This window comes from Streptomyces sp. NPDC053665 (assembly GCF_055585285.1).
The window spans coordinates 1,404,779-1,427,149 of record NZ_JBVJKK010000001.1 but is presented as its reverse complement, the minus strand read 5'-3'; the positions used below and the strand labels follow the sequence as shown (position 1 = coordinate 1,427,149).

Below are 22,371 nucleotides of genomic sequence, written 5' to 3'. Positions count from 1 at the left end.
TGACCTGACTGTATGCATCGCCCCTCACCTGGCCTGCTGCCTCGATCTTCCGGACACGGGCGAGACGGTGCACGTGCCCGTGGACGCCGGGATCGACTGGTCCTCGGGCACGTTGTACGTACGTGACACTGCCGCTCTGACACGCACATCCGGGGTGGGCCGGTCGATCGCCGACCGGTTTCCGGGCAGCCGCCGCGAGGTGGCCCTCGCCTGGGGAGCAGCGTGTGACCAGGCCGAGGAGGGCCGTACGGCCGTACAACTGAGCCTTGCCGACGACCAGGTGCGGCGCGACCGGGAAGCCGCGGAGGCCGAACGCGAACGACGGCTCCTGGAACTCGGAAACGAGGTGGACCAACGCCGTACCGCGGCCAAGGCGCAGGCCGGCACGGCAGCCGGTACCTCACGCACGGCGGTGATCCTCCCGCTTGTAACCGGCGGACCGCCGCCCGCGACGGGGCCATCAGCCCCGCCTGCGGCTCCCGCCGCTCCACCGCGCAAGCTCGTACACCCCGGCAGACTCCGGCTCGTCGACCCGAGCGGCATCATCACGCCACCGAGGCCCTCGGCCGCGGACGCGCCCACCGCACGGCCGAGCGGGTACACATCGGGAACGTCCGGCCTGCCGCAGCCCCGCGCCGGATCAGCGATCCCCCAACAGCACACGCCACCGCGCGCCTACACGAGCCTGGAGCAGGAAAAGGTGGCTCTGGACGTGGTGCGCAAGGCACTCGGCGCCGATGATGACTGGCTGCGCGACCTACGAGCCCAGCGTGGCCTCGGCGCCGACGCGGTGGACGCACTGTCGAGGTTCTACGAACTCAAGGCATACAAAGACACCGAGCCTGACACGGTGCTGCTGACGCCCGCGGAGTTCCAGCGAGCAGTGGAGAGTGACGACTTCTTCCTCGTCGTCGTCTCCGGGCTGGAGTCCGGGGCCGGCCCCGTCTCTGTACGCATCATCCCGCAGCCGCTCCAGCAGCTGACTTGCCGTCCGAGCAGCAGTGTGACGGTTACGGGCATCAGAGGGGCGCACAGCCGGGTGTACCAACTCGAGGAGGATAGATAGGCAGCCAGCCGTGGTGCGCCTAGACGGGGTGCCGGAGGCGATCACATCCGCCAAGAGCCGCGTGTGCAGCCCGGCGACGGCTCGCGATCTGGTATGTCGGCGCCCAGCCCTTGAATCGGAGATGGTGCTGTTGAACAGGGATTGACGGGCGATGGTTGCGAGCCCGGCGGACCGCCTGTCCCAGCCGCCCTCGCCCTTCGGACTGCTCAGCTCCCTGACGCCGTGGGCATTCAGCTTTCATACTCTCGTAGCACGCCTCTAAGCCCACCATTCCGTAGGCATCTCCCGCACGAGGTAGCTCCACGGATCGTTCCGAAGAGCCGGTGGTGGGTCTTCCTCGTACAGCAGGCGAGAGACCTCCTGGCAGACGAATTGCGTGAGGCCACGGAGGGTCACCCGCAGGTGCTCCCAGCCGTGGGTGTCCTCGACGACTTTCACGAACCGTTCTGGACGACGTGCATCGTCCGTGACGTGTGACAGGGCGTTCCGGCGCGCCCCGAAGCGGCTGAAGTGGTTGTTGAGCTGGGAGAAGACTGGCTGTGAAAGCAAGGGCCGCGATTCTGCTAGCAGTTCCAGGAGTGCTCGGCCGCCATCCCCGGCCCCCGGTTTCAGTGCCTCTGCGATCCCGTAACCGCGCCAGTAAGTGGACGTCTGCATCACCTCGGGCCACGGCTCGGCCATGCCCTCCAGTGCAAGGACGTGGTTGACGAGCCCGAGGTACGCCGCGACGAGGTTATCGTCGTCAGGCATGCTCGCCGGAGCGACGGGATCGACTGGTACGTCAGTCGAACTCAGGCTGACGACTTTGCCGAGAGTCCACCCGTATATGACCGGGTTGAGGACCGATGGCAGAGGCATTCTTAGATCGGGGACCTCGCTGACCGCACGCCTATGGACGTTCGCCCTGAGCGCCGAGCTCAGCGTGTTGTCGTCGCCTGTGTTGCGAAGGCCGGCCAGTACCCAGGTAGCCAGGAGGGCATGCTCGGCACTCTCGACCGAGATGTTCCCGACGCCTTCCGCACCGGCCAGTTCCAGCTGCATCGCCCAGTACTCGTTGTAGGCGTCGGCAGCGGTACTCAGCCACGCGGGGGCGTACCCGATCTCGCTCAGCCGCTCTTCGATGTCGTCGTACCGCTGCTTGTCCGCGGCAAGCAACCGGTACAGCTCGGCGTAGACGAGGGGCGAAAGCGTGCAGCTCATGCCGTCCACAAGACCTGCTCCAATTGGTCCGCCAACCCCACGTCCGGATCGACGTCTCCTTCGAACTCGAGGGCTTCTGCAGGGATCGGGAATCTCTCGATGTCCGCCCTCCGCAGGGACGGAACCGTCATGCCTCGCAAGAACATGCGCCTCCTGGTCTGCCCCTCGCGCCCGTTCAGGAAGTGCGCGAGCGCAGGTCCTTGTGACTGGTCATGCAGCCGGAGGACGAAGACGCCCGGATCTGCGACGGCCGGGCGTTGTGCGACGGTGGCGTATGAGTACTCGCCCACGCGGGAGATCAGGAGGTCGCCCGGGGTGATGAGGGTGACGGCGGTGGACTGCGGCGCGGCCCATCGCCGGGTCGGACGGCCCCCCAGGACACTCACGTCCACGACCGGAAGCGTGCCCGGCAGTTCCGTCGGCACCTCGAAGCTGCGGGTTGAGCGGGACGGCTTCATCTCGCGTACGAAGGAACCGAGCGGTTCGCCGTCCTCCAGGAGCTCGGGACGAGGAGTGGCGAGCATGATCCCCCAGTCGTCCCGGAGCCGAAGGTCAGCCGTGACCCACCATGTCGACTCAGACGGCTCCTCCTCGCGATGTGTTCTCGCCTCGATCGAAGCCAGCACTCCGTCGAGCCGCTGGACCTCCACAAGGGGCGGCAGGGGCACGCCCATCTCCAGCAAATCCGGCATTTTCACGGACGCCATGGTGGTACCTATCGCCAGCGACGCCCGGCGAGCCTGTCCCGCCCGCGAGTTCAACACGGCCCAGATCCACCGGGAAAGCACCGGGTCGAGAGGCCGGAGGGCTATGAACCGGGATGAGAGGAGCGCACCGTTCAGCCGGTCGTCGACAAGAACGGCCGGCCCGGACGGCGAGGGCGGCACCAGGACATCACCACGCCGAAGGCCGCGCGTTCCGACTGTGAATGCCTTGCCTTGGTACTTGGTGCTCCGCCGCCGAATCGCCCCGGTGCGCGCCACCAGGCCAGCGGGCGTGATGACCGGGGAACCAGCGGTCGCGACACTCTCCGCCCGGACAGTGGTAACGAGTTCCCGCAATGGGACCACCGGCGCCGCTGTCGGCCAAGCGAAGGTGGAACCAACCAGGCGTCCTGGATCCCAGTCGGCCTCGCCCCGCAGATCAACTGCCAAGAAGCTGCTCATGACCGTCCTGCGGTACGTGGCCGGTCGTCTTCTGCGTCGACGAACTCCAGGACGGCGTTCAGCCCAGGGCCTTCCGGGCCGAGTTGCGTCTCCCAGTCCTCACCGAGATGGGCGACCAGCGTCTCCGCGGGCTCAGTGCGGTCGATGACGACGAGAACGGAACGCACACCGGTGCCCGTGATCGCTCCTGCCGGGAGCCCGATAAGAGCGGCTACGTGGAAGTTCTCGGCCAGGAACATCCTGTACGCCGCGTACCGGTCCGCGAAGGTGAACGAGTGAGCGATATGCAGGACAGCGCGTCCTCCGGGCTTCAACGCCCGCACACACTTGTCCAGCGCTGCGACATTGCCGTCGGGCGTGGTCGATCCGTCCAGGAGAAGGTGGCGGTCGGCCAGGGAGAGACCGACAGGCGGCGCCGTGACAACGACGTCGGCATCCGCGAGGTCCCTCTGGAAGGAGTCGCCCTTCTCGATCACCACGTGCCTCGGCGCGTCCCGACCGATCCCTGCCGCGAGTTCGGCGAGCTGTGCGTCGAACTCGTAGCCGATGAACTCCGCCGCGACGCCTTGCTCCGCAGCACGGTCCAAGGCCGCCCAGAGGAACGATCCGGTTCCGCAGAACGGATCCAAGACGGTGCCAGCCAGATGTTTCTCAACCAACGCCGAAACGGCGGAGGCAACCACTCGGGGTGAGCTGAACTCTCGGTGTCTGCCACGGGAGGCGAACTCGGTCAACGCGTCCCGCTTCGCGCGCCAGAGTACGTCTGCCCGAACCGGCACGAACCCACCGTCGGGCAGTTCGATACCCGGCCTCCCATTTCGGGAAGACGTCAGGACGTTCCCGGAAGGAAAGTACCGGTCGGCTGAGACCCCGGAGTTGCGGAGACGGTCCGCCTCGAACCACAGACGTTGCACCAGGAGGGAGGTAGCCAGCGACCGGTCGGTGACCAAGCCTTGCGAGCCGTGCTCGGGCGGAGTCGGGCCGTCGACCGGCTGCAAGGAACGGACACCACGGTCGGCCTTGAACCACTGCCCATTGATCACCGCGTAGTGCTCGAGCGTACCCAGCAGGTCCCGGCTGCCCGCCAGGGAGGGAAGGACGAGCTCGGGCTGCCTGAGTTTCTTGTTCTTGTACTCGACAACCGCCCACGGCACGAGTTCCCCGTCGGCATTCGACGCCCACGCCAGTACATCCGGCCGAAGGTTCGACAAGTTTTCAAGCCGCGGCTCTACCTGCAGAATCGTGTAGCCGACGGCACGCATCGCGGCACGAACCTCGGCGATGTCGGACCTGTGATTCGGCATGGGGCTCCCATCCCTTCTGCCGCCTTCCGCAACAAGGCAGCCCGGCAGGCTATCGCGTCTGATCATGTCCTGCCAACGGAGGCGCGACGGGTACGGAGGCCGGTCCGCGCCTTCGACTCGGGCACCGGTGTCGAGGCTGGGGCGCGACTGGCCCGTGCGGCCCCAGAGGTACGAAGTGACACTGGCGTTGACCTGCACCCTTCCGTCCGGTACATGGTTCACGCGGTGGAACTCGTCTGGACGGCCCGGTCAGGGCGGTGTGCTCAGTAGGTCGACCGTCCGCTTCAGTCGCTGGAAGAAGAGGGCGTCGATCGCTAAGCCGGTTCGGACCTTGTCAAGCGTCAAGCGAGAGCAGGCTTCGGCCGTGCCCGCTTGCTGTCGAAACGGCCTCAGGCAGCGGAGGGGTGGTGCGCGATCAGTGCCCGCGCGAGATGTTCGGCAACTTCCTCGGCTCCGGCCTGCAGGGCCGCCAGGGTGACGGACTCGTCGGGTTCGGTACGCAGGGCGAATGACCTGCCGAAGCCGGCGAGACTGGCTGTGCGCCGTGACTGACGTGGGTCGAAGGTATCGATGCTGGTCATGGCGGGCTCCGACACGCCAGCAGCCACCACGATGCGGTCCTGCCTGATGATGTTCAACGCGCCGGTGAACCTGAGCAGTTCGGCGATCTGCTTGGGCAGGGCGTTGGAATCGAGGATCGGCCCCATACTGTCCTGGGGAAGCAAGGCCCGGGTGGAGAGCTGGCCCGTCTTGTACAGGCGGACCTCTACGAGCTGGCCCGGACGGGGCGTGTCCCACGAACGGGGGCGGCTGGCAGGGACGGAGACGGCCATATGGCCCTGCGACCGGGAAGAGCTTAGGGGGACATCGTCTTCGACCATACCGGTCGCGCGCATACGGCCCGGCAGCGACTGGCCGAGCGCCTCCAGTTCTCTGGCTGAGTAACCAGCAGAGTCCAGCGGTAGGACGTGCAGCTCCAAAAGGGTGGTCACGCCGGCGGTCTGCAGACCGCCTGTGCCCTCCTCAAGGGTCCAGTGCAGGGCGGGTGGCTGGGCCAGCTTGGCGAAGGCCAGGGGGGACGGGCCCGACTCCAGCTCCCGGATCTTCCCGGCGACCTTAGGGAGCAGATCCGCGGCCGTGCGGAAGCTGTCGCGGAATACTCCGGTGGCGTACGCCTCCACTACGCGTACGAACGCGTGCTGATTGGGCTCGAAGGTCACGTCCAGCTTGCGATAGACGAGGCGGGGCATACCTGATTGCTGGGCTGCTACCCACTCGTCATGGGTTGCTGACTGCCCCGTCTCGGGGAACACGTGGCCGTAGTTCGGGCCTAGGAGGAAGAGGCACGCGTCGGCGGTCGACAGAGCTTTCAGGCAGGCTTCCCGGCTCGGCGTGGTCTGAGCTGAGAAGTCCTCGAACCGGACCGGGGTGTGACCGAGAGCGCGGACCAGCCCGTCAAGGGCGTCACGCTCCTCCTCCAGACCCTTGCGGGCACTACTGATGAAGATCCTCACGCTACGGTGTCTCCACTGCTGAGGGTTCTGCTGTGAGGCGAACCGGGTGGCTGGTGCCGGCATTCAACTGGGGGTTTGATGGCCGAGACGTCGGAAGAGGCGATACGCGCCTACTGGAAGGAGCACCGAGAGCAACTGCGGCAGTGTGAGACCCAGCGCTCCACATTGACGAACCTCCTGCTCATCGTCACGGCAGCCCTGAGCGGTCTGATCGTCCAGCAGAAGTTCACGCTGAACGTTCTGCCTTTGTGCCTCTTCGTCGCGACGACTGGAGTCTACGGGGCTGTGGCGGTGGCCAAGTACTACGAGCGGGCCTCCTACCACCTCACCCAGGCACGGGCGTTGACCCGAGACCTGGCGGACCGGGGCGTGCTGGGGTCCGATGAAGGGCTTGCCCGGGCACGCGCGGCGCACTACCGCGAGTTTCCCCGGCTGCACCGCATTCGGCTTTACCGCCTGTGGGTAGGGCTGCACCTCGCTATAGCCTTCTACGGGCTCGCCCTCCTTCTCGTCTGTGTGATTGTCGCCTGACGACTCAGGGAGAAGGAGACAACACACGTGCGGCGCTCTGGCGCGGTCAATTGCGGCCTGCGTAGGAGCGGTCGCGCTACCTGCCTGGATCCCATGGTCCGCTCCGCCCCTTCGAGGCACCGCCAGGTTGTCTCCACAGCACTCCCTGCTCTGGATCGGGGATCGCCCGCTAGTGCGGCCATCAGCCGCCGCCCCTCCGCGGCGCTTAGACTCTCACCGTGGTAGGAGAGGACGCCCACTTAAAGGGAATCACGGGAGCGAAGAGAGCCAAGCTCTACCTCGAGGGCACGATGCGGATCTGTGGGGCCTTCGCGAACACGGACTCGGACGCCTGGGCGAGGAAACTGACACTCGCCTGGCCCGAGGGCGGCGGCCGGACCTTCTCCTTCGACCTGGGCGGGTCGATGCGGGGCGCCCCGTACCACGGCGACCAGTTCTGCGCGGAGGTCAAGCACTATCAGGGGCCGGCGGACCAGGGCACTCACTTCGTCGAGTTCCTCGCCAAGTGCTACGTCGCGCAACAGGAGAAGTACCTCTTCGGCGATCACTACATGTGGATCACCTGGGCCCCTTTCAATGTGAACAGTTGGTCGCAACTACACGAGCCGCAAAGGATCGAGTCCGCTGTCGTCCAACACCGGCAACGCATCTTCGGTGACGTCTCCGAGGAAGAAGCCAGGAAGAGGATTGACGCGAACGCGGTCCAGAGCGTGTCCGAGCGCGTGTGGCGCATTGTCCTGTCAGAGAAGCAGGAGGGTTTGCTGCCCCTCACCGAGTGGCGGGCCATCTTGGCGCACGAGCTGATCCTGAAGGGGGAGTGGTGAACGCCATCGCATCGTCGATCGCCGAGGCACTCGAGGCGGACGACCCGTACCGCTCGTTCGCCGAAATCAAACGGATTTTCGAACGACACCTTCGGCAGATCAATCCACAGATCCGGACCAGGCGCACCGGGTACTACAACCACACCCACATGCCGGACCTGGTCATGCGATGGCCGCACGACGACCTCAGCGACCGATACGTCTACCTCCGCAGCACGACAGACACGGACGAGCTCCTATTCGACATCAGGCGCCTTGCTCGCCAGGATCGGCCCATTGTTCTGGCGCTCGGCGCCCTCCGCCCGTCCTTCGACGCCCGCGCCCTGGATTCGCTCGCGATCGATCACCGCACCCTGGTGTTGGACTTGGCGGCTTTCGCGGAGCTGACCTCTGGCGAGTCGGCCGACGCCGCGTTGAGGCACCTGATCGCGAACACCGTCATTGAAGGCGGCCAGGGTCTCCTTGACGTGCGCTCCGTGTCCCGGCTGGCCCGTGCCATGACGGCCGGCGTGCAGGCAGCCCGCCGCGGTGAGCGTGAGGGCACTGAGGACGCGCTTGCCTTTGCCTCGGAGACGCTGTCCCCGTCGATCGCGCGCCGCCTGACGGCCTTCTTGGGTACTTTATGGCGCGCTAGTGGTGCTCCGGTAGCCGCGCTCGAACGCGCTCCCAGGTATCCGCAGCAACTGGACGAGTTGTCGCTCGATTACCTCCTCGAAGGCCAAGAGATCCCTGACGGGAACTTCTGGAGTCGTATCGCCAATGAGATCACTCTGACCGATCTGTTGCGGCACGGCAGGATCACCGCCACCGACAATCTCCAGCACCTCATGCGCGCTGCGCTGAGCACATGGAACGCCCGGGTTTGTGGCGTAGCCCCCTCCTCCGTCGCCGCTCGCCGTGACGCAGCCCCCCTGCACTGGACTAAGGGCGAGGGAGCCCTCAGCTTCGACGCGCCCGGCTTCGTTCTCACGCTCGCACAGAAGGTCGACCACCTGACATCGTCGGCGGCACGTGCGGCGTACGAACTGCCGGCCCTCGACGAGGTCGGCAATCGTCTGCCGCTCCTAGGGCTGAGCCTCAAGGCCATCACGCTGGTCAACGGTGGGGGGAAGGTGGCGTACGAAGGAGAGGTGGGCGCTTTGCATGGGGACCGGCTCCGCCACCTCAGCGAATCCCTCGGACCGGGAACCCTGGTCAAGAATCTCGAAGCCCTACCGCCAAGTGGCGTACCGGTGAGGTACAACTTCTCCACCCAGACCGCCTCGGTAAAACCGCCTCGCGGCAGTGTCCCGCTACTGGAGCTCGTGAACACGTCCATCCGACTTTTCACGGATCTATCCCGCGAGGAAGAGGAACGCCTCGTCGAGGTGATCCCATCGGGCGGCCGCACCCTGCATGCCGGAACCGAGCACGACATGCCGGGGGCAGAGTCACCCGCCGACTGACCCGCGGTGGGTCCACTCCGCAGTGGGCATACCGATGTGCCCGGCCCTGGCCCACCGTCCGCCTGGAGGACCGAAGCTCGGCTTTCGGTGAAGTGTTGTGCGGTCCACCCGCGCTGCTGGGTCGTGCCCACCTCCTGACCGGAGCCCGCACCCGCTGCACCTAGACGTGGCCCCCCGGGCCACCCGCAGGTGCAGCGGCCGATGACGAGCAGCCAGAGGCTGCCCTACCCGTCTTTACGCCGGCTACCGGCCCACAAGGCCATAGCCATTAGAGCGCTCTGCAAGAGAGTCGGCTTCTCGGCTTCCTGCCACTCCGCGAGCTGTTGCCACACCTCCGCCGAGTAGCCGGGGAGAGAGGCGGATGCCGCAGGGGTCGAAAGCCGTTGGAAGTCATCTGCGGTGAGGGGCCTTGGAGAGCTGCTGCGCAGGATAGTGAGCTGTGACTCAGCCCTGGTTGGGCTCAACAGCAGGCGCGTCTCCCAGGCGCACCCTACTCGTCCGAGCCCCGCTTGCCTGCCAAGTAGAGCCAGGCCGGTGAGCAGCCAGCGCACCGTTGCTGTGCACCACACGTGGTCGCCGATGCGGTAGGCGCTTACATCGCTGACGAGGTCCACCTGGGCGTAGGGCGTCGTAATCCAGGGACCAGCACCGCCCATAAGGGGGCGTTTGCTGTCTTCCGAGTCGGGCCAGAGTGTTCCCAGGAAGGTGGGTGCGTCGAACGCGTGCATGTTCTCCACGTCGGCACCCCACTTGGCTCCCGCTTCCCGGGCGATGATCGATGCCGCCTCGGGGGTGCCCACCTGCTCCTGCACCAAGGCATCGTCCACCTCGGTAGGCTGAGTGAACTCGGCGACGACGGGGTCGAGGGACGCGTAGTGCTTGAAGCGATCCCCCAGCTCCTGGATGTCCCGCCACAGTCTCGCCCGTCCCTTGTACGAGGAGCCGTCACCGAAGTCGTTCGTGTTCTTGCTGACGAAGTACACCGTCTCGTCTGGGTGCTCGCGCGCGTACTCGACGGCGGTCAGCCATATCGCGGCATCACGCGAGCCGGTCTTCACCGGCTTGTTCACCCCCTTCATCTCCAGCTGCTTGCATGGCGAGATGACATTTGCCTCCCGGTAGGCAGCCTCTTGCAGTACCGACGCGCTCGGAGGCAGCACCTCCAGGATGGCGGCGAAAGCATCCCGCCAGTACCGCCGCACCTTCTCGGTTTCGAGAGGCTGCATTACGGCGTTGGTCTCCCAGGGCGTGATCAAGCGCAACGCCTTGTGCGCGTGGAACGCGGCGTCGTACTTCTCCTGGTACTTCAGCGCCCGTTGCGCGGCCAGCTCCTCCATGACCGTCCACGGGACGGCGACGCCTTGCACCCCCGTCGCCCGGATGGTCTTGAGCAGGTCGACACTCGCGTTGTCAGGGGAGACACCCCACAGCATGTTCGTGTCCAGGATGATCAAAGTAGGTGGCTCCGTCCCCGGCGGCGTGCAACAGGCGGGACAAGCCTCCCAGGCCCGGAGCGGCCTCGTCAGCGAATTTCGGCCACACTGCCCCTTCGATGGCGAGCCTCTCATACGCACTGGGCGCACCGACGTGACGCTACTGACGTGAGGCTCTGTACCGGGGGAGACGCTGCGTAGGTAGGCGTGACGCGCCAGATTGTCGGCGCCGAATCGATGTAGGGCCGTGACGCTCATTTGACGCTCCGGGTGCCCGGCGGCTTCCATCCGGGGCATCAAAACACCCCTGACCTGCTGCTTTCCTGCCTGCGCCCAGGCCAACATCTTTCCGATGACGCATCACGTGGAGTGCGTGGCGATTCTGGAGCCGGCGGGCAAGGGCCGTTAGGTCGTAGGTCGGGACGCGTTGGACTCCTTGCCACGGTCCCGATCGGCTTGTCGGGGTCTCGCATCCGCCGGTTGTGGTGCGGACGGAGACGAGGAGCCGGTCGACAGGGCTCTGGTGGGAAGCCCACCGTCGCGCATTCGTCCCCCGGCGCAGCGGGCCGGTGGTGAGGGGGTGGACTGCGGCGCCCCGGGGACGAAGGTCACCTGCGGTGCGCCTGACCGGGGGTGGACGGTGACCTGGGCCGTCACACCGTAGACCCGGGCGAGCAGTTCGGGTGTGGGGACGCCGGCGGGCGGGCCCGAGCCGGCGGGGTGCGTTCGTCGCGCACGCCGTGCGGCGGGGGATGGACGCGGTGATCTGCCGGCTGCGCTTCCGGCTGCCGTGAGGCCGGGCCGGCCGCCTCCGTGGCGAGTCCGCTCACCCTCTCCGACCGGTCCCCGTCAGGGTTCCGTCAAGGACGTGGGGTCCGCCGTAAGGGAGCCGTCAACGACCGGCCGGATCCGGTCACCGATGGGCTTTCCTCTACTCGTCCGTTCCCACCGCACCTCACTCCAGGAGTTCGCGATGGCCGATCTGGCCTTCGTCGTCACCACGATCGCGGTCTTCGCGCTGGTGGCCCTTGTCGCCAAGGGGGTGACCGAGCTGTGACCGCCGAGAACATCGTCGGCCTCGTCGTGGCCGTCTCCCTGCTGGGTTATCTCGTCCTCGCCCTGATCTTCCCGGAGAGGTTCTGAGACCAGCTATGGGTCCCGTACTCGCGGGTGTGCTCCAACTGCTCGCCCTGGCAGCGGCACTGGCGCTCGCCTACATTCCGCTCGGCACCTACATGGCCAAGGTCTACACCTCCGACAAGCACTGGCGCGTCGAGAGGTGGATCTACAAGGGCATCGGTGCCGACCCCGCCACGCAGATGCGCTGGCCCGCCTACCTGCGCGGCGTCCTCGCCTTCTCCGCCGTCGGCGTCCTGTTCCTCTACCTGCTCCAGCGCCTACAGGGCCACCTGCCGGGCTCACTGGGCTTCGCCTCGATCGACCCGGACCAGGCGTTCAACACCGCCGCTTCGTTCGTGAGCAACACGAACTGGCAGTCGTACTACGGCGAGCAGGCCATGGGCCACGTCGTGCAGACCGCCGGTCTGGCCGTGCAGAACTTCGTCTCGGCCGCCGTCGGCATGGCCGTCGCCGTGGCACTGGTGCGCGGGTTCGCGCGCTCGCGCACCGGTGAACTCGGCAACTTCTGGGCCGACCTGGTGCGCGGTGTCGTCCGTGTCCTGGTCCCGATCGCCGTGGTCGGCGCGCTCGTGCTCGTCGCGTGCGGTGTGATCCAGAACTTCTCCGGCATCCACGAGGTCGGCCGGTTCATGGGCGGTTCGCAGCAGTGGAACGGCGGCGCGGTCGCCTCGCAGGAGGTCATCAAGGAGCTGGGCACCAACGGTGGCGGCTACTTCAACGCCAACTCCGCCCACCCCTTCGAGAACCCCACCCCCTTCACCAATCTCTTCGAGATCTTCCTGATCCTGTTGATCCCGTTCTCGATCACCCGGACTTTCGGCGTCATAGTCGGTTCGGTCAGGCAGGGTCACGCGATCCTGGCCACGATGGCCACCATCTGGGTCGGCTTCGTCGCGCTGATGATGTGGACCGAGTTCGCCCACCACGGCCCGGCTCTCCAGGCCGCCGGCGGTGCCATGGAGGGCAAGGAGGTCCGCTTCGGGATCGGCGGATCGTCGATCTTCGCCGTGTCCACCACGCTGACCTCGACCGGTGCCGTGGACTCCTTCCACTCCTCCTTCACCGGTCTCGGCGGCGGGATCACCCTGCTCGGCATGATGCTCGGCGAGATCGCGCCCGGCGGTGTCGGCTCCGGCCTCTACGGCATGCTGATCATGGCGATCATCGCGGTGTTCGTCGCCGGCCTGATGGTCGGCCGCACCCCCGAGTACCTGGGCAAGAAGATCGGCTCCCGCGAGATCAAGCCGGCCGCCTGCTACATCCTGGTCACCCCGGCGCTGGTGCTGGTCTTCACGGCCTTCGCGATGGCGCTGCCGACGCCGCCGAACTCCATGACCAACAGCGGGGCGCACGGGTTCTCCGAGATCCTCTACGCCTACACGTCCGCCTCCAACAACAACGGGTCGGCCTTCGCCGGGCTGAACGCGGACACGCAGTGGTTCAACAGCACGCTCGGCCTGTGCATGCTGCTCGGCCGCTTCCTGCCGATGGTGTTCGTACTGGCGCTGGCCGGCTCGCTCGCCGAGCAGAAGCCCGTTCCGGCGACCGCGGGCACCCTGCGCACCGACAAGCCGCTGTACACCGGCCTGCTGGTCGGCACGATCCTCATCATCACCGGTCTGACGTACTTCCCCGCCCTGGCGCTGGGACCGCTGGCCGAAGGGCTGGCGTGATGACCACCGACGTAGAGAAGCAGGACCCCATGTCCACTCCCACCCTCGCGCCCCACCAGGACGCACCCACCGGGCACAAGACCCCCGAGGGCCGCGTGGGCGCGGGCCTCTTCGACCCGAAGCTGCTGGTCACGTCGTTGCCGGACGCCTTCCGCAAGCTGGACCCCCGGGTGCAGGCCACGTCGCCCGTGATGTTCGTGGTGTGGATCGGGTCCGCACTGACCACGGCGTTCTCCCTCACGAACCCGGGCGACTGGTTCGGCTGGACCATCAGCGCCTGGCTGTGGCTGACGGTGATCTTCGCCAACCTGGCGGAGGCCGTGGCCGAGGGCCGCGGCAAGGCCCAGGCCGACACCCTGCGCAAGGCCAGGACCGACACGGTCGCACGTCGCCTCGTGGACGACCGCGAGGAGCGCGTGCCCGGCACCGGGCTCCGGATCGGCGACCTGGTCGTCTGCGAGGCCGGCGACATCATCCCGGGTGACGGAGACGTCGTCGAGGGTGTCGCGTCGGTCGACGAGTCGGCGATCACCGGCGAGTCCGCGCCCGTCATCCGGGAGTCCGGCGGTGACCGCTCGGCCGTCACCGGCGGAACCAAGGTCCTCTCCGACCGCATCGTCATCAAGATCACGACGAGGCCCGGCGAGACCTTCGTCGACCGGATGATCAACCTGGTCGAGGGTGCGGCGCGGCAGAGGACGCCCAACGAGATCGCCCTGAACATCCTGCTCGCCTCGCTGACGATCGTCTTCCTGCTGGCCTGCGCCACGCTGCCGCCCCTGGCGGCATACGCGGGCACGCACCTGACGATGGCCGTGCTGGTCGCCCTGCTGGTCTGCCTGATCCCGACCACCATCGGAGCCCTGCTCTCCGCGATCGGCATCGCGGGGATGGACCGGCTGGTGCAGCGCAACGTGCTCGCGATGTCCGGGCGCGCGGTCGAGGCCGCCGGTGACGTCTCCACCCTGCTGCTGGACAAGACCGGCACCATCACCCTGGGCAACCGGCAGGCCGCCGAGTTCGTGCCGGTGCGCGGCACGACGGAGGCACAGGTCGCCGACGCGGCACAGCTGTCGTCGCTCGCCGACGAGACACCCGAGGGCCGCTCGATCGTCGTCCTCGCCAAGGAGAAGTACGGCCTGCGCGAGCGTCACCAGGGTGAACTGGTGGGCGCGGACTGGATCGCCTTCACCGCCCAGACCCGCATGTCGGGTGTGGACGTCGGCGGGCGCAAGATCCGCAAGGGCGCGGGCGGTTCGGTCATCTCCTGGGTCCAGGAGCAGGGCGGCACCATCGCCGAGGACGCCAACGAGATCGCCAACCGCATCTCCGAGGCCGGCGGTACGCCCCTGCTCGTCGCGGTCGAGGACGAGCGCGGACCCCGTGTCCTGGGCGTCGTCCACCTCAAGGACGTCGTCAAGCACGGGATGCGGGAGCGGTTCGAGGAACTGCGCCGCATGGGCATCAGGACCGTCATGATCACGGGTGACAACCCGCTGACCGCCCGGGCGATCGCGAGGGAGGCGGGCGTCGACGACTTCCTGGCGGAGGCCACCCCCGAGGATAAGATGGCCCTCATCAAGCGCGAGCAGGCCGGCGGCAGACTCGTCGCCATGACGGGCGACGGCACCAACGACGCCCCCGCACTCGCGCAGGCGGACGTGGGCGTGGCCATGAACACCGGCACGTCGGCCGCCAAGGAGGCCGGCAACATGGTCGACCTCGACTCCGACCCGACCAAGCTGATCGAGATCGTGGAGATCGGCAAGCAGCTGCTGATCACGCGTGGTGCACTGACGACGTTCTCCATCGCCAACGACGTGGCGAAGTACTTCGCGATCATCCCCGCGCTGTTCGCCGCCGTCCAGCCGGGCCTGGACAGGCTCGACATCATGGGCCTGTCCTCGCCGGACTCCGCGATCCTGTCCGCGGTGATCTTCAACGCCCTTGTCGTCATCGCCCTGGTGCCGCTCTCCCTGAAGGGCGTGCGGTACCGGCCGGTCAGCGCCGACAAGCTGCTGCGGCGCAATCTGACGATCTACGGTCTGGGCGGACTGGTCGCCCCCTTCATAGGCATCAAGATCATCGATCTGCTCCTCTCCCTCATCCCCGGAATCGGCTGACCGCGATGAACACCTCCGTATCGAACACCGCCCGGCTGCTGGGGGCGGCCCTGCGGGCCCTCCTCGTACTGACCCTGGTGACCGGTGTCCTCTATCCGCTGGTCGTCACCGGCATCGCGCAGGGGCTGTTCCCCGGCAAGGCGAACGGTTCCGAGGTGAGAGCGGGCGGCAGGGTCGTCGGTTCCTCCCTCATCGGGCAGGCGTACAACCTGCCTCTGAAGGAGGGCCAGGAGACTCCCGCCCCGGACCTGAGGTGGTTCCAGGGCCGCCCGCAGAACGGCCTCGGAACCAACACCGTCAACACCCGGTACCAGCTCGTCCTGTCCGGCGCGACCAACCGCTCCGCCGACAACGAGGAGCTCCTCCAGTGGGTGAAGGACGCGAGGACCGCCGTCGTCGAGGACAACTCCACGAGCACCTACCGGGTGCAGCCGTCCCAGGTCCCCGCGGACGCCGTCACCTCCTCGGGCTCCGGACTGGACCCGGACATCTCCCCGCAGTACGCCGGCCTCCAGGTCCACCGGGTCGCCGAGAGGAACGGTCTGCCCGTCGCCGAGGTGCGCAAGCTCGTCGACGAGCACACCGAGGGCCGCACCCTCGGCTTCATGGGCGAGCCGCGCGTGAACGTCCTCGGGCTCAACATCGCCCTCGAGGAACGCGTGGCGAAGAACTGAGAGCGTCTGTCGCAGGCCGTGCGCTGCACCCCGGCCGGCTCAGTGGCCCCGCAGCATGGCGGTGACTGCTTCGGCGGCGGTGGCGTGGACCGGGAGCACCGCGTCGACGCCGGTGAGGACGAGCATCCGCATCAGGCGGTCGGGGACGTCGGCGAGGGCGATCCCACCCCCCACCGCCTGGGCGGCGTGCCAGAGGCCGATGAGCGCGCTCAGACCGGCGGAGTCGCAGAAGCCGACCTGCGACAGGTCCAGTACCAGATGTGGGCATCCCTGTTCGAAAACTCCCGACGCCTCGCGACGCAGGGCGTCCGCGGTGCGGGTGTCCACGTCGCCGACGACCGTGGCGATCGCGAGGCCGGGACGGGGGTGCTGGACGGTCAGGTGCAGCGTGTCGGTCACGTCGGTCATCACTCCTGGCCGAAGTGGTCGGGCGCGGCGGCGGTGTGGGCGGTGGCGGCGACACCGCCGTCGGGTGTGGTGTCGGGGTGGGGGACGGACAGGGCCAGCAGAGCCACGTCGTCGCGGGCTCCACCGTCGGGCAGCGAGGCCAGCAAGGTGATGCTGTCCTCGACCAGGGAGTTGGCGGTGACAGGGCCGGTGCGCTGGTGGAGGAAGCCGGCCAGGCCGTCCTCACCGAGCAGGGCGCCTTCGGTGGTGCGGGCCTCGATCAGCCCGTCGGTGTACAGGAACAGGCTCTCGCCGGCCGTCAGGGAGAACGTGGTCTGGGCGAAGGGCGCCTGGGGGAAGGCACCCACCAGCATCCCGCCCTGGGGGCGTACGGTCCGCACCCAGACGGCGCCGCTGTCGTCGGGGCGCACGAGGTAGGCCGGCGGGTGGCCGCCGGTGGCCACGGTCACGGTGAAGCCGCCGTCCTGCCGGGGCTCCAGGAGGCCGAAGAGGACGGTGCAGAAGCGGCGGCCGGCGGTGACGTCGGTGAGCAGCACGGTGTTGAGGGCGCTCAGCACCGTGACGGGATCGGCGTCGATCTGGGCCGCGGCCCGCAGGGCGTGGCGGGCCAGGGCGGTGACGGTCGCCGCCTCGGGCCCCTTGCCGCACACGTCACCGAGGAAGAACGCCCACCGGTCGCCGTCGAGAGGGAAGACGTCGTAGAAGTCGCCGCCCACGTCGTGGACCGAGGCGGTGCGGTAGTGGCAGGCCAGCTCCAGGCCCGGCACCACGGGAAGGGCCGGGGGCAGCAGGGTGCGCTGGAGGGTGGAGGCGAAGGCGGCTATGGCGGCCTTGTCCTGCTCCGCCTTCTCCCGCGCCGCCCGTTCCGCCTCGGCCCGCGCCCGTTCCGCTTCGGCCCGCGCCCGTTCCGCCTCGGCATGCCGCTTCTCCGCCTCCCGGCGGGCCTGCTCGTCGCGGAGGGCGCGCAGCGCCGACAGCCGCAGCTCCATCTCGTCCAGCACGATCGCGGCGAGATCGGCCAGGGTGGCGGTGTCCTCCTCGGTGATCGAGCGTGGCCGGGTGTCGAGGACGTTGACCGTGCCCAGCCGGTGCCCCTCGGGGGTGACGATCGGTGCGGCGGCGTAGAAGCGCACCCCCATCTCCCCGGCGACCAGCGGATTGTCCGCCGCGACGGGGTCCTTGAGCGTGTCGGGGATGACCATCGCGTCGTCGCGCAGGATCGCCGAGCCGCACAGGCCCGGATCACGACCGATCTCCGCGACACCCTCCAGGCCGTGGGCGGCCTTGAACCAGATGCGATCGGTGTCCACGATGGTGACGGTCGCCACCGGCACGTCGAAGAGCCGGGCGGCCATCGCCGCCACCCGGTCGAACGCCCCGTCGGGGGGAGTGTCGAGGATGTCGTAGCGGCGCACCGCCGCGATACGGGCCGCCTCCACGTCCTGGTCGGGGACCAGCTCGGGGCGACGCCCGGGAGCCGGGTCGGTGGCCGATGCAGCCTGCGTCATCGGCTTTCCTCTCCGTGGATGGGCTGCCGCCGTGAACGGCACGAACGGCGCAGCCTAGATCGGCCACAGGCCCGAACACCAATTCCGCCGTCGGCCCGGCACCGGATCGGCGGCACAGGCAGGGCGTGGCGGGCAGGTGGAGCCGAGCCCCGTCACATCCGCCGCCGTGGCCTCGACCAGCACCAGGGTCGTCGCGTCCCAGGCCAGGGTGGCGTCGCCGCCGGGCAGATCGGTGGGGATCCGGTACACCGAGACGGCCAGGCGCTCCACGACGGGCCCGTCGTGGAGCGCCTGACCTCGCGGGACCCTCTGGGTCACTTGTTCTCTTCGGTGCTGTCGTGCTTGCCGGCGCCGGGGCGGTCGGCGCGGTGCCGGCTGCCGGGGAGCATCTCCTGCACCTTGGCCTTCAGCCCCTGCTTCACCATGGAGCCGCGGTCGCTGTCGCCCTTGAGGATCGCGGTGGCCGCCGCCTCGATCTGGTCCAGCGAGGCGTGCGGCGGGATCGGCGGCACGCCCGGGTCGGTGCGGAAGTCGATGACGAACGGCCGGTCCGCGGCCAGGGCCCGGTCCCAGGCGGCCTCGACCTGCTTGGGCTTCTCCACCCGCACCCCGTCCAGCCCCATGCGCTGGGCGATGTCGGCGTAGGGCAGGTCGGGGATGGCTTGCGACTCCTCGAACTGGGGAGCCCCGGACATGGCGCGCATCTCCCAGGTGACCTGGTTGAGGTCGCCGTTGTTCAGCACGGCCACGATCAGCCGCGGGTCGGACCACTCGCGGTAGTACTTCGCGGCGGTGACCATCTCCATCATGCCGTTCATCTGCATGGCGCCGTCGCCGACCAGGGCGATGGCGGGCCGGTCGGGGTGGGCGAACTTGGCCCCGATCGCGTACGGCACACCGGGGCCCATGGTGGCCAGGGTCCCGGACAGGGAGCCGCGCATGCGGCCGCGCAGCCGCAGGTGACGGGCGTACCAGTTGGCGGCCGAGCCGGAGTCCGCGCTCAGGATCGCGTCGTCGGGCAGCTTGCCGTCCAGGGCGTGGACGACGTACTCCGGGTTGACGGGGTCGGCGCTGACGGCGGCGCGGCGCTGCATGACCTCCCACCAGCGGGCGACGTCCTTCTCGATCTTCTCCCGCCACGTCCGGTCCTGCTTGCGGTGCAGGCGGGGCAGCAGCCGCCGGAGCGTCTCGCGGGCGTCGCCGACGAGGTTGACCTCGTTCGGGTAGCGCAGACCGATCATGAACGGGTCGATGTCGATCTGCACGGCACGCGCCTGGTCCAGTTCCGGCATGAACTGCGTGTACGGGAAGCTGGAGCCGATCATCAGCAGGGTGTCGCAGTCCTGCATCAGCTCGTACGAGGGGCGGGTGCCCAGCAGCCCGATGGAGCCGGTCACGTAGGGCAGGTCGTCGGGCAGGGCGTCCTTGCCGAGCAGGGCCTTGGCCACGCCGGCGCCGAGCACGTCCGCCAGCCGCTCGACCTCCTCCCGGGCGCCGCGGGCCCCCTGCCCGATGAGCACCGCGACCTTCTCGCCGGCGTTCAGCAGGTCCGCGGCGCGCTGGAGGTCCTCGTCGGCCGGGACCGGCGCGTACCGTCCCAGCCCCAGGCTGGAGGGCACCATCTTGAAGGCGTGCGTGGGCGGGCTGTAGTCCAGCTCCTGCACGTCTGCGGGCAGGATGATCGCCGTCACGGTGCGCTTGGCGTAGGCGGTGCGGAACGCGCGGTCGATCAGGTTCGGAAGCTGCTCGGGCACCGTCGCCGTCTCGCAGAAGTCGGAGGCGACGTCCTTGTAGAGGCTCGCGAGATCCACTTCCTGCTGGTAGGAGCCGCCCATGGCGCTGCGGTTGGTCTGGCCCACCAGCGCCACGACGGGAACGTGGTCGAGCTTGGCGTCGTAGAGCCCGTTCAGCAGGTGGATGGCGCCGGGGCCGGAGGTGGCCGCGCACACTCCTACCTTGCCGGAGAACTTCGCGTAGCCGACGGCCTGGAACGCGGCCATCTCCTCGTGCCGTGCCTGGACGAACTTCGGCTGGTTGTCCGCCCGCCCCCAGGCCGCCAGCAGACCGTTGATGCCGTCGCCCGCGTAGGCGAAGACGTGGTCGACATCCCACTCGCGCAGCCGCTGGAGGATGTAGTCGGACACCTTGGTGCTGGCCATGCAAGCTCCGTTCCGATCCCGTCGGTGAACCACTGTCCCCGGCGTCCGGACCGTGCTGGGGGCGCGCGAGGAGACGACTCTTCAGGGGTAACCGAGCGGTTACCGGCGAAACGCCGGAGTCGGGGAGTCCGCCCGGTCGTCCGAGCGCCGGCCGCGGGTGGCCGCCGGGTCGTCCGAGGCCCGGCCGCGGCTGGCCGCCGGCTTGGCCCGGTCGGGTGCAGGGCCGGGTCCGCGGCCCGCAGCGGGGTACGGCTGTCTCATGAAGGCACTCGTGATCAACTGCACGCTCAAGAAGTCCCCCGAGCCGTCCAACACCGCCGCGCTGGCCGAGGTCGTCGGCGACTGGCTGGCCGAGAACGCCGGCGTCGAGGTCGAGTACGTCCGGGCGGTGGACCTCGACATCCATCCCGGCGTGGTCAGCGAAGCCGTCGCCGCCGGTGACGACTGGCCCGCGGTGCACGCCAAGCTGCTGGAGGCGCAGATCCTCGTCATCGCGTCCCCGACCTGGCTCGGCCGGCCGTCCTCGGTCGCCCAGCGGGTCCTGGAGCGCATGGACGCCATGCTGTCCGAGACGGACGACGAGGAGCGCCCCGTCGCCTACAACCGCGTCGCGGGAGTCGTCGTCACCGGCAACGAGGACGGGGCGCACCACGTGATCAGCGAGATCAACGGCGCCCTGTGCGACATCGGCTACACCGTCCCCGGACAGTCGTGGACCTACTGGCACCTGGGCCCCGGGCCCGGCCCGGACTACCTCGACGACCGGCGCGGCCACGACTGGGCCCACAAGACCGGGCGCGCGATGGCGGCCAACCTGCACGGCACCGCGCGTGCGCTCGCCGCGAACCCACTGGACGCTCCGCCCCAGTGAGCCGCGGTCGCCCGGCCCGCGACCTCGCGGCCGGCCCCGGACGTGACCGGCGAAGGCGCGCAGGACAGGAAGGAACGGGCTGGTGACCTCGGCCGGACGAGGGCGGGGCGGTCACCCGGAATCCGGACGGCGGGGTGTTGCGCGGCGGATGCGGAGGGGGCCGCGGGCCTCCGTCTCCGACACGGGGCGGCCGGCCTGGGTCACCTCGACCTCCCCGGCCGCGACCAGGCGCCAGGCCGCCCGGCGGGCCGGGTCCATCAGCGCCCGCCAGCCGTCGTCGTCACCGTCGTAGGCCGCCCGCGCGGCGTCCGACGGGCAGATGGAGGACGTGGCCGCCCGCCGCTCCAGCAGGTCCATGATGGCCCGCTCCAGCCGCTTCTCGAGCTGCCGATCCGTCTGCGCCACGCTCTCCAGTCTGGCACCGTCCGCCGGGGAGCGGGCGGCGGCGGGGACGGGGGTGCGACAAGCGCGGCGGTGTGGGTACCCGGTGCGGGCCGCCGCGGAGTGGACGGCAGGCGGAACGCACGGACGGAGGCGGATGTCCATGACGCGAGCGGCCCGGCCGGGCACCCCGGCGGTCGCCCGGCCCGAGCCACGGCGGACGACGGCCGTCTGCGCGCTGATCGGGGCCGCCGTGATGGCGGCGGTCGACGAGATCGTCTTCCACCAGATCCTCGGCTGGCACCACTTCTACGACCGGTCCACCACCAGCGTGGGTCTGCTGTCGGACGGTCTGCTGCACAGTGCCGAACTGCTGGGCCTGGTGGCCGGATTCTTTCTCTTCGCCGACCTTCGCCGCCGGCGCTCGCTCGACCGGGCCCACGCCTGGGCGGGCTTCTTCCTGGGACTGGGCGCCTTCCAGCTGTTCGACGGCATCGTCGACCACAAGCTGCTGCGCCTGCACCAGATCCGCTACGGCGTCGACGTCACGCCGTACGACTGGGCCTGGAACATCGCCGCGCTGGTGCTGCTCCTCGTCGGCACCGGGCTGGCCGTCCGCGCGGGGCGGAGTCACGCATCACGAACACGGAGGAAGCCACTGTCATGATCACCCCTGAGCAGATCAAGGACCTGCTGGAGTCCGACGCCGACGACCCGGTCCTCGTCGTGGTGTCGGGTGCCGCCGCGGTCGTCCCCGCGTCGGCCCTGGAGACGGACGACTACCGAGGGGCCCTGGAGATCGCCTCCCGGAGGAACCTCCTCACCGGGCTGGACGGTGAGGTCCCGTCGCGCCACGAGCTGGAGGAGATCGCCGCTCGCCTGGACGCCTCCGTGACCCGCCTCGGCGCCTGACCCGCCGGGCACGTTCGAACAGCCTCCGAGGGGCGGCGG

At 68.7% G+C, this 22,371-nt stretch carries 21 protein-coding genes; 11 read left to right on the top strand and 10 right to left on the bottom strand.

The annotated features are described in order from the left end of the window. Positions 1–1,324: 1,324 nt before the first annotated feature. The 4 genes from ACZ6ZN_RS06125 to ACZ6ZN_RS06110 all read right to left on the bottom strand — a co-directional run bounded on the left by ACZ6ZN_RS06125 (position 1,325) and on the right by ACZ6ZN_RS06110 (position 6,250). Positions 1,325–2,275: a hypothetical protein gene (locus ACZ6ZN_RS06125; protein ID WP_395758520.1), complete on the bottom strand. Its 951-nt coding sequence runs from the start codon at positions 2,273–2,275 to the stop codon at positions 1,325–1,327. Then, positions 2,263–3,432, bottom strand: coding sequence for a restriction endonuclease subunit S domain-containing protein (locus ACZ6ZN_RS06120; RefSeq protein WP_469643424.1), 1,170 nt, complete (start codon positions 3,430–3,432; stop codon positions 2,263–2,265). Before ACZ6ZN_RS06120 ends, ACZ6ZN_RS06125 begins: the two co-directional genes overlap by 13 nt. Beyond that, a complete protein-coding gene (locus ACZ6ZN_RS06115) occupies positions 3,429–4,736 on the bottom strand; it encodes an HsdM family class I SAM-dependent methyltransferase (protein ID WP_395758518.1) in 1,308 nt (435 codons plus the stop codon). The genes ACZ6ZN_RS06120 and ACZ6ZN_RS06115 overlap by 4 nt, the downstream gene beginning before the upstream one ends. 389 nt (positions 4,737–5,125) lie before the next feature. Next, a complete protein-coding gene (locus tag ACZ6ZN_RS06110) occupies positions 5,126–6,250 on the bottom strand; it encodes a DUF4062 domain-containing protein (RefSeq protein WP_395758517.1) in 1,125 nt (374 codons plus the stop codon). Between the two features lie 78 nt (positions 6,251–6,328). Here ACZ6ZN_RS06110 and ACZ6ZN_RS06105 point away from each other — a divergent pair, with 78 nt between their 5' ends. The 3 genes from ACZ6ZN_RS06105 (at position 6,329) to ACZ6ZN_RS06095 (ending at position 9,050) form a co-directional block, all read left to right on the top strand. Further along, a complete protein-coding gene (locus ACZ6ZN_RS06105) occupies positions 6,329–6,781 on the top strand; it encodes a hypothetical protein (protein ID WP_395758516.1) in 453 nt (150 codons plus the stop codon). Positions 6,782–6,999: 218 nt separating this feature from the next. Beyond that, positions 7,000–7,605, top strand: a complete 606-nt coding sequence (locus ACZ6ZN_RS06100) for a hypothetical protein (RefSeq protein ID WP_395758515.1) — start codon at positions 7,000–7,002, stop codon at positions 7,603–7,605. Then, positions 7,602–9,050, top strand: a complete 1,449-nt coding sequence (locus tag ACZ6ZN_RS06095) for a hypothetical protein (RefSeq protein WP_395758514.1) — start codon at positions 7,602–7,604, stop codon at positions 9,048–9,050. The genes ACZ6ZN_RS06100 and ACZ6ZN_RS06095 overlap by 4 nt, the downstream gene beginning before the upstream one ends. Positions 9,051–9,274: 224 nt before the next feature. On the opposite strand, the gene ACZ6ZN_RS06090 is transcribed toward ACZ6ZN_RS06095, so the two are convergent. Then, positions 9,275–10,504 carry a PIN domain-containing protein gene (locus ACZ6ZN_RS06090; protein WP_395758513.1) on the bottom strand — a complete coding sequence of 410 codons (1,230 nt, stop codon included), beginning with the start codon at positions 10,502–10,504 and terminating at the stop codon, positions 9,275–9,277. Positions 10,505–11,402: 898 nt separating this feature from the next. Between ACZ6ZN_RS06090 and ACZ6ZN_RS06085 the strand changes: the two genes are divergently transcribed. From ACZ6ZN_RS06085 to ACZ6ZN_RS06065, 5 genes are read left to right on the top strand one after another with little or no spacing between them, the layout of a single operon-like run. Then, entirely contained in the window at positions 11,403–11,540 is a 138-nt protein-coding gene (locus tag ACZ6ZN_RS06085) for a hypothetical protein (RefSeq protein WP_469643418.1), read from the top strand. Beyond that, positions 11,537–11,626 (top strand): K(+)-transporting ATPase subunit F, encoded by a 90-nt coding sequence (gene kdpF / locus ACZ6ZN_RS06080; RefSeq protein ID WP_037722934.1) that lies wholly within the window; start codon positions 11,537–11,539, stop codon positions 11,624–11,626. Before ACZ6ZN_RS06085 ends, kdpF begins: the two co-directional genes overlap by 4 nt. An 8-nt stretch (positions 11,627–11,634) precedes the next feature. After that, positions 11,635–13,296 (top strand): potassium-transporting ATPase subunit KdpA, encoded by a 1,662-nt coding sequence (kdpA, locus tag ACZ6ZN_RS06075; RefSeq protein WP_469643416.1) that lies wholly within the window; start codon positions 11,635–11,637, stop codon positions 13,294–13,296. Next, positions 13,296–15,419 carry a potassium-transporting ATPase subunit KdpB gene (gene kdpB, locus ACZ6ZN_RS06070; RefSeq protein WP_469643413.1) on the top strand — a complete coding sequence of 708 codons (2,124 nt, stop codon included), beginning with the start codon at positions 13,296–13,298 and terminating at the stop codon, positions 15,417–15,419. Before kdpA ends, kdpB begins: the two co-directional genes overlap by 1 nt. Before the next feature lie 5 nt (positions 15,420–15,424). Next, positions 15,425–16,093, top strand: a complete 669-nt coding sequence (locus ACZ6ZN_RS06065) for a potassium-transporting ATPase subunit C (RefSeq protein ID WP_469643411.1) — start codon at positions 15,425–15,427, stop codon at positions 16,091–16,093. A gap of 39 nt (positions 16,094–16,132) precedes the next feature. Here ACZ6ZN_RS06065 and ACZ6ZN_RS06060 read toward each other — a convergent pair whose 3' ends face one another. The 4 genes from ACZ6ZN_RS06060 to ACZ6ZN_RS06045 are packed head-to-tail and all read right to left on the bottom strand — an operon-like array spanning position 16,133 to position 20,168. Beyond that, a complete protein-coding gene (locus tag ACZ6ZN_RS06060; RefSeq protein WP_469643409.1) occupies positions 16,133–16,501 on the bottom strand; it encodes an STAS domain-containing protein in 369 nt (122 codons plus the stop codon). After that, positions 16,501–18,009 (bottom strand): PP2C family protein-serine/threonine phosphatase, encoded by a 1,509-nt coding sequence (locus ACZ6ZN_RS06055; RefSeq protein ID WP_469643406.1) that lies wholly within the window; start codon positions 18,007–18,009, stop codon positions 16,501–16,503. Before ACZ6ZN_RS06055 ends, ACZ6ZN_RS06060 begins: the two co-directional genes overlap by 1 nt. Before the next feature lie 54 nt (positions 18,010–18,063). After that, entirely contained in the window at positions 18,064–18,327 is a 264-nt protein-coding gene (locus ACZ6ZN_RS06050; protein WP_469643403.1) for a hypothetical protein, read from the bottom strand. Further along, complete coding sequence (locus ACZ6ZN_RS06045; RefSeq protein ID WP_469643400.1) at positions 18,324–20,168, bottom strand: thiamine pyrophosphate-requiring protein; 1,845 nt, start codon at positions 20,166–20,168, stop codon at positions 18,324–18,326. Before ACZ6ZN_RS06045 ends, ACZ6ZN_RS06050 begins: the two co-directional genes overlap by 4 nt. Before the next feature lie 259 nt (positions 20,169–20,427). Between ACZ6ZN_RS06045 and ACZ6ZN_RS06040 the strand changes: the two genes are divergently transcribed. Next, on the top strand, positions 20,428–21,039 hold the full coding sequence (locus ACZ6ZN_RS06040; RefSeq protein WP_469643398.1) for a flavodoxin family protein: 612 nt from the start codon (positions 20,428–20,430) through the stop codon (positions 21,037–21,039). Positions 21,040–21,150: 111 nt separating this feature from the next. Here ACZ6ZN_RS06040 and ACZ6ZN_RS06035 read toward each other — a convergent pair whose 3' ends face one another. Further along, complete coding sequence (locus ACZ6ZN_RS06035; RefSeq protein WP_469643396.1) at positions 21,151–21,444, bottom strand: DUF3253 domain-containing protein; 294 nt, start codon at positions 21,442–21,444, stop codon at positions 21,151–21,153. A gap of 139 nt (positions 21,445–21,583) precedes the next feature. Between ACZ6ZN_RS06035 and ACZ6ZN_RS06030 the strand changes: the two genes are divergently transcribed. Both ACZ6ZN_RS06030 and ACZ6ZN_RS06025 read left to right on the top strand, forming a co-directional pair. Continuing rightward, positions 21,584–22,087 carry a DUF2243 domain-containing protein gene (locus tag ACZ6ZN_RS06030; RefSeq protein WP_398109937.1) on the top strand — a complete coding sequence of 168 codons (504 nt, stop codon included), beginning with the start codon at positions 21,584–21,586 and terminating at the stop codon, positions 22,085–22,087. Further along, entirely contained in the window at positions 22,084–22,332 is a 249-nt protein-coding gene (locus tag ACZ6ZN_RS06025; protein ID WP_469643394.1) for a hypothetical protein, read from the top strand. The genes ACZ6ZN_RS06030 and ACZ6ZN_RS06025 overlap by 4 nt, the downstream gene beginning before the upstream one ends. Positions 22,333–22,371: the final 39 nt, after the last annotated feature.

What these genes read in the sequence shown, in the direction of transcription:
- ACZ6ZN_RS06120 (WP_469643424.1), bottom strand. Translation starts at nt 3,432, where the DNA reads ATGAGCAGCTTCTTGGCAGTTGATCTGCGGGGCGAGGCCGACTGGGAT.
- ACZ6ZN_RS06115 (WP_395758518.1), bottom strand. Translation starts at nt 4,736, where the DNA reads ATGCCGAATCACAGGTCCGACATCGCCGAGGTTCGTGCCGCGATGCGT.
- ACZ6ZN_RS06105 (WP_395758516.1), top strand. Translation starts at nt 6,329, where the DNA reads ATGGCCGAGACGTCGGAAGAGGCGATACGCGCCTACTGGAAGGAGCAC.
- ACZ6ZN_RS06085 (WP_469643418.1), top strand. Translation starts at nt 11,403, where the DNA reads ATGGGCTTTCCTCTACTCGTCCGTTCCCACCGCACCTCACTCCAGGAG.
- kdpA (WP_469643416.1), top strand. Translation starts at nt 11,635, where the DNA reads ATGGGTCCCGTACTCGCGGGTGTGCTCCAACTGCTCGCCCTGGCAGCG.
- kdpB (WP_469643413.1), top strand. Translation starts at nt 13,296, where the DNA reads ATGACCACCGACGTAGAGAAGCAGGACCCCATGTCCACTCCCACCCTC.
- ACZ6ZN_RS06065 (WP_469643411.1), top strand. Translation starts at nt 15,425, where the DNA reads ATGAACACCTCCGTATCGAACACCGCCCGGCTGCTGGGGGCGGCCCTG.
- ACZ6ZN_RS06060 (WP_469643409.1), bottom strand. Translation starts at nt 16,501, where the DNA reads ATGACCGACGTGACCGACACGCTGCACCTGACCGTCCAGCACCCCCGT.
- ACZ6ZN_RS06055 (WP_469643406.1), bottom strand. Translation starts at nt 18,009, where the DNA reads ATGACGCAGGCTGCATCGGCCACCGACCCGGCTCCCGGGCGTCGCCCC.
- ACZ6ZN_RS06045 (WP_469643400.1), bottom strand. Translation starts at nt 20,168, where the DNA reads ATGGCCAGCACCAAGGTGTCCGACTACATCCTCCAGCGGCTGCGCGAG.
- ACZ6ZN_RS06040 (WP_469643398.1), top strand. Translation starts at nt 20,428, where the DNA reads ATGAAGGCACTCGTGATCAACTGCACGCTCAAGAAGTCCCCCGAGCCG.
- ACZ6ZN_RS06030 (WP_398109937.1), top strand. Translation starts at nt 21,584, where the DNA reads ATGACGCGAGCGGCCCGGCCGGGCACCCCGGCGGTCGCCCGGCCCGAG.
- ACZ6ZN_RS06025 (WP_469643394.1), top strand. Translation starts at nt 22,084, where the DNA reads ATGATCACCCCTGAGCAGATCAAGGACCTGCTGGAGTCCGACGCCGAC.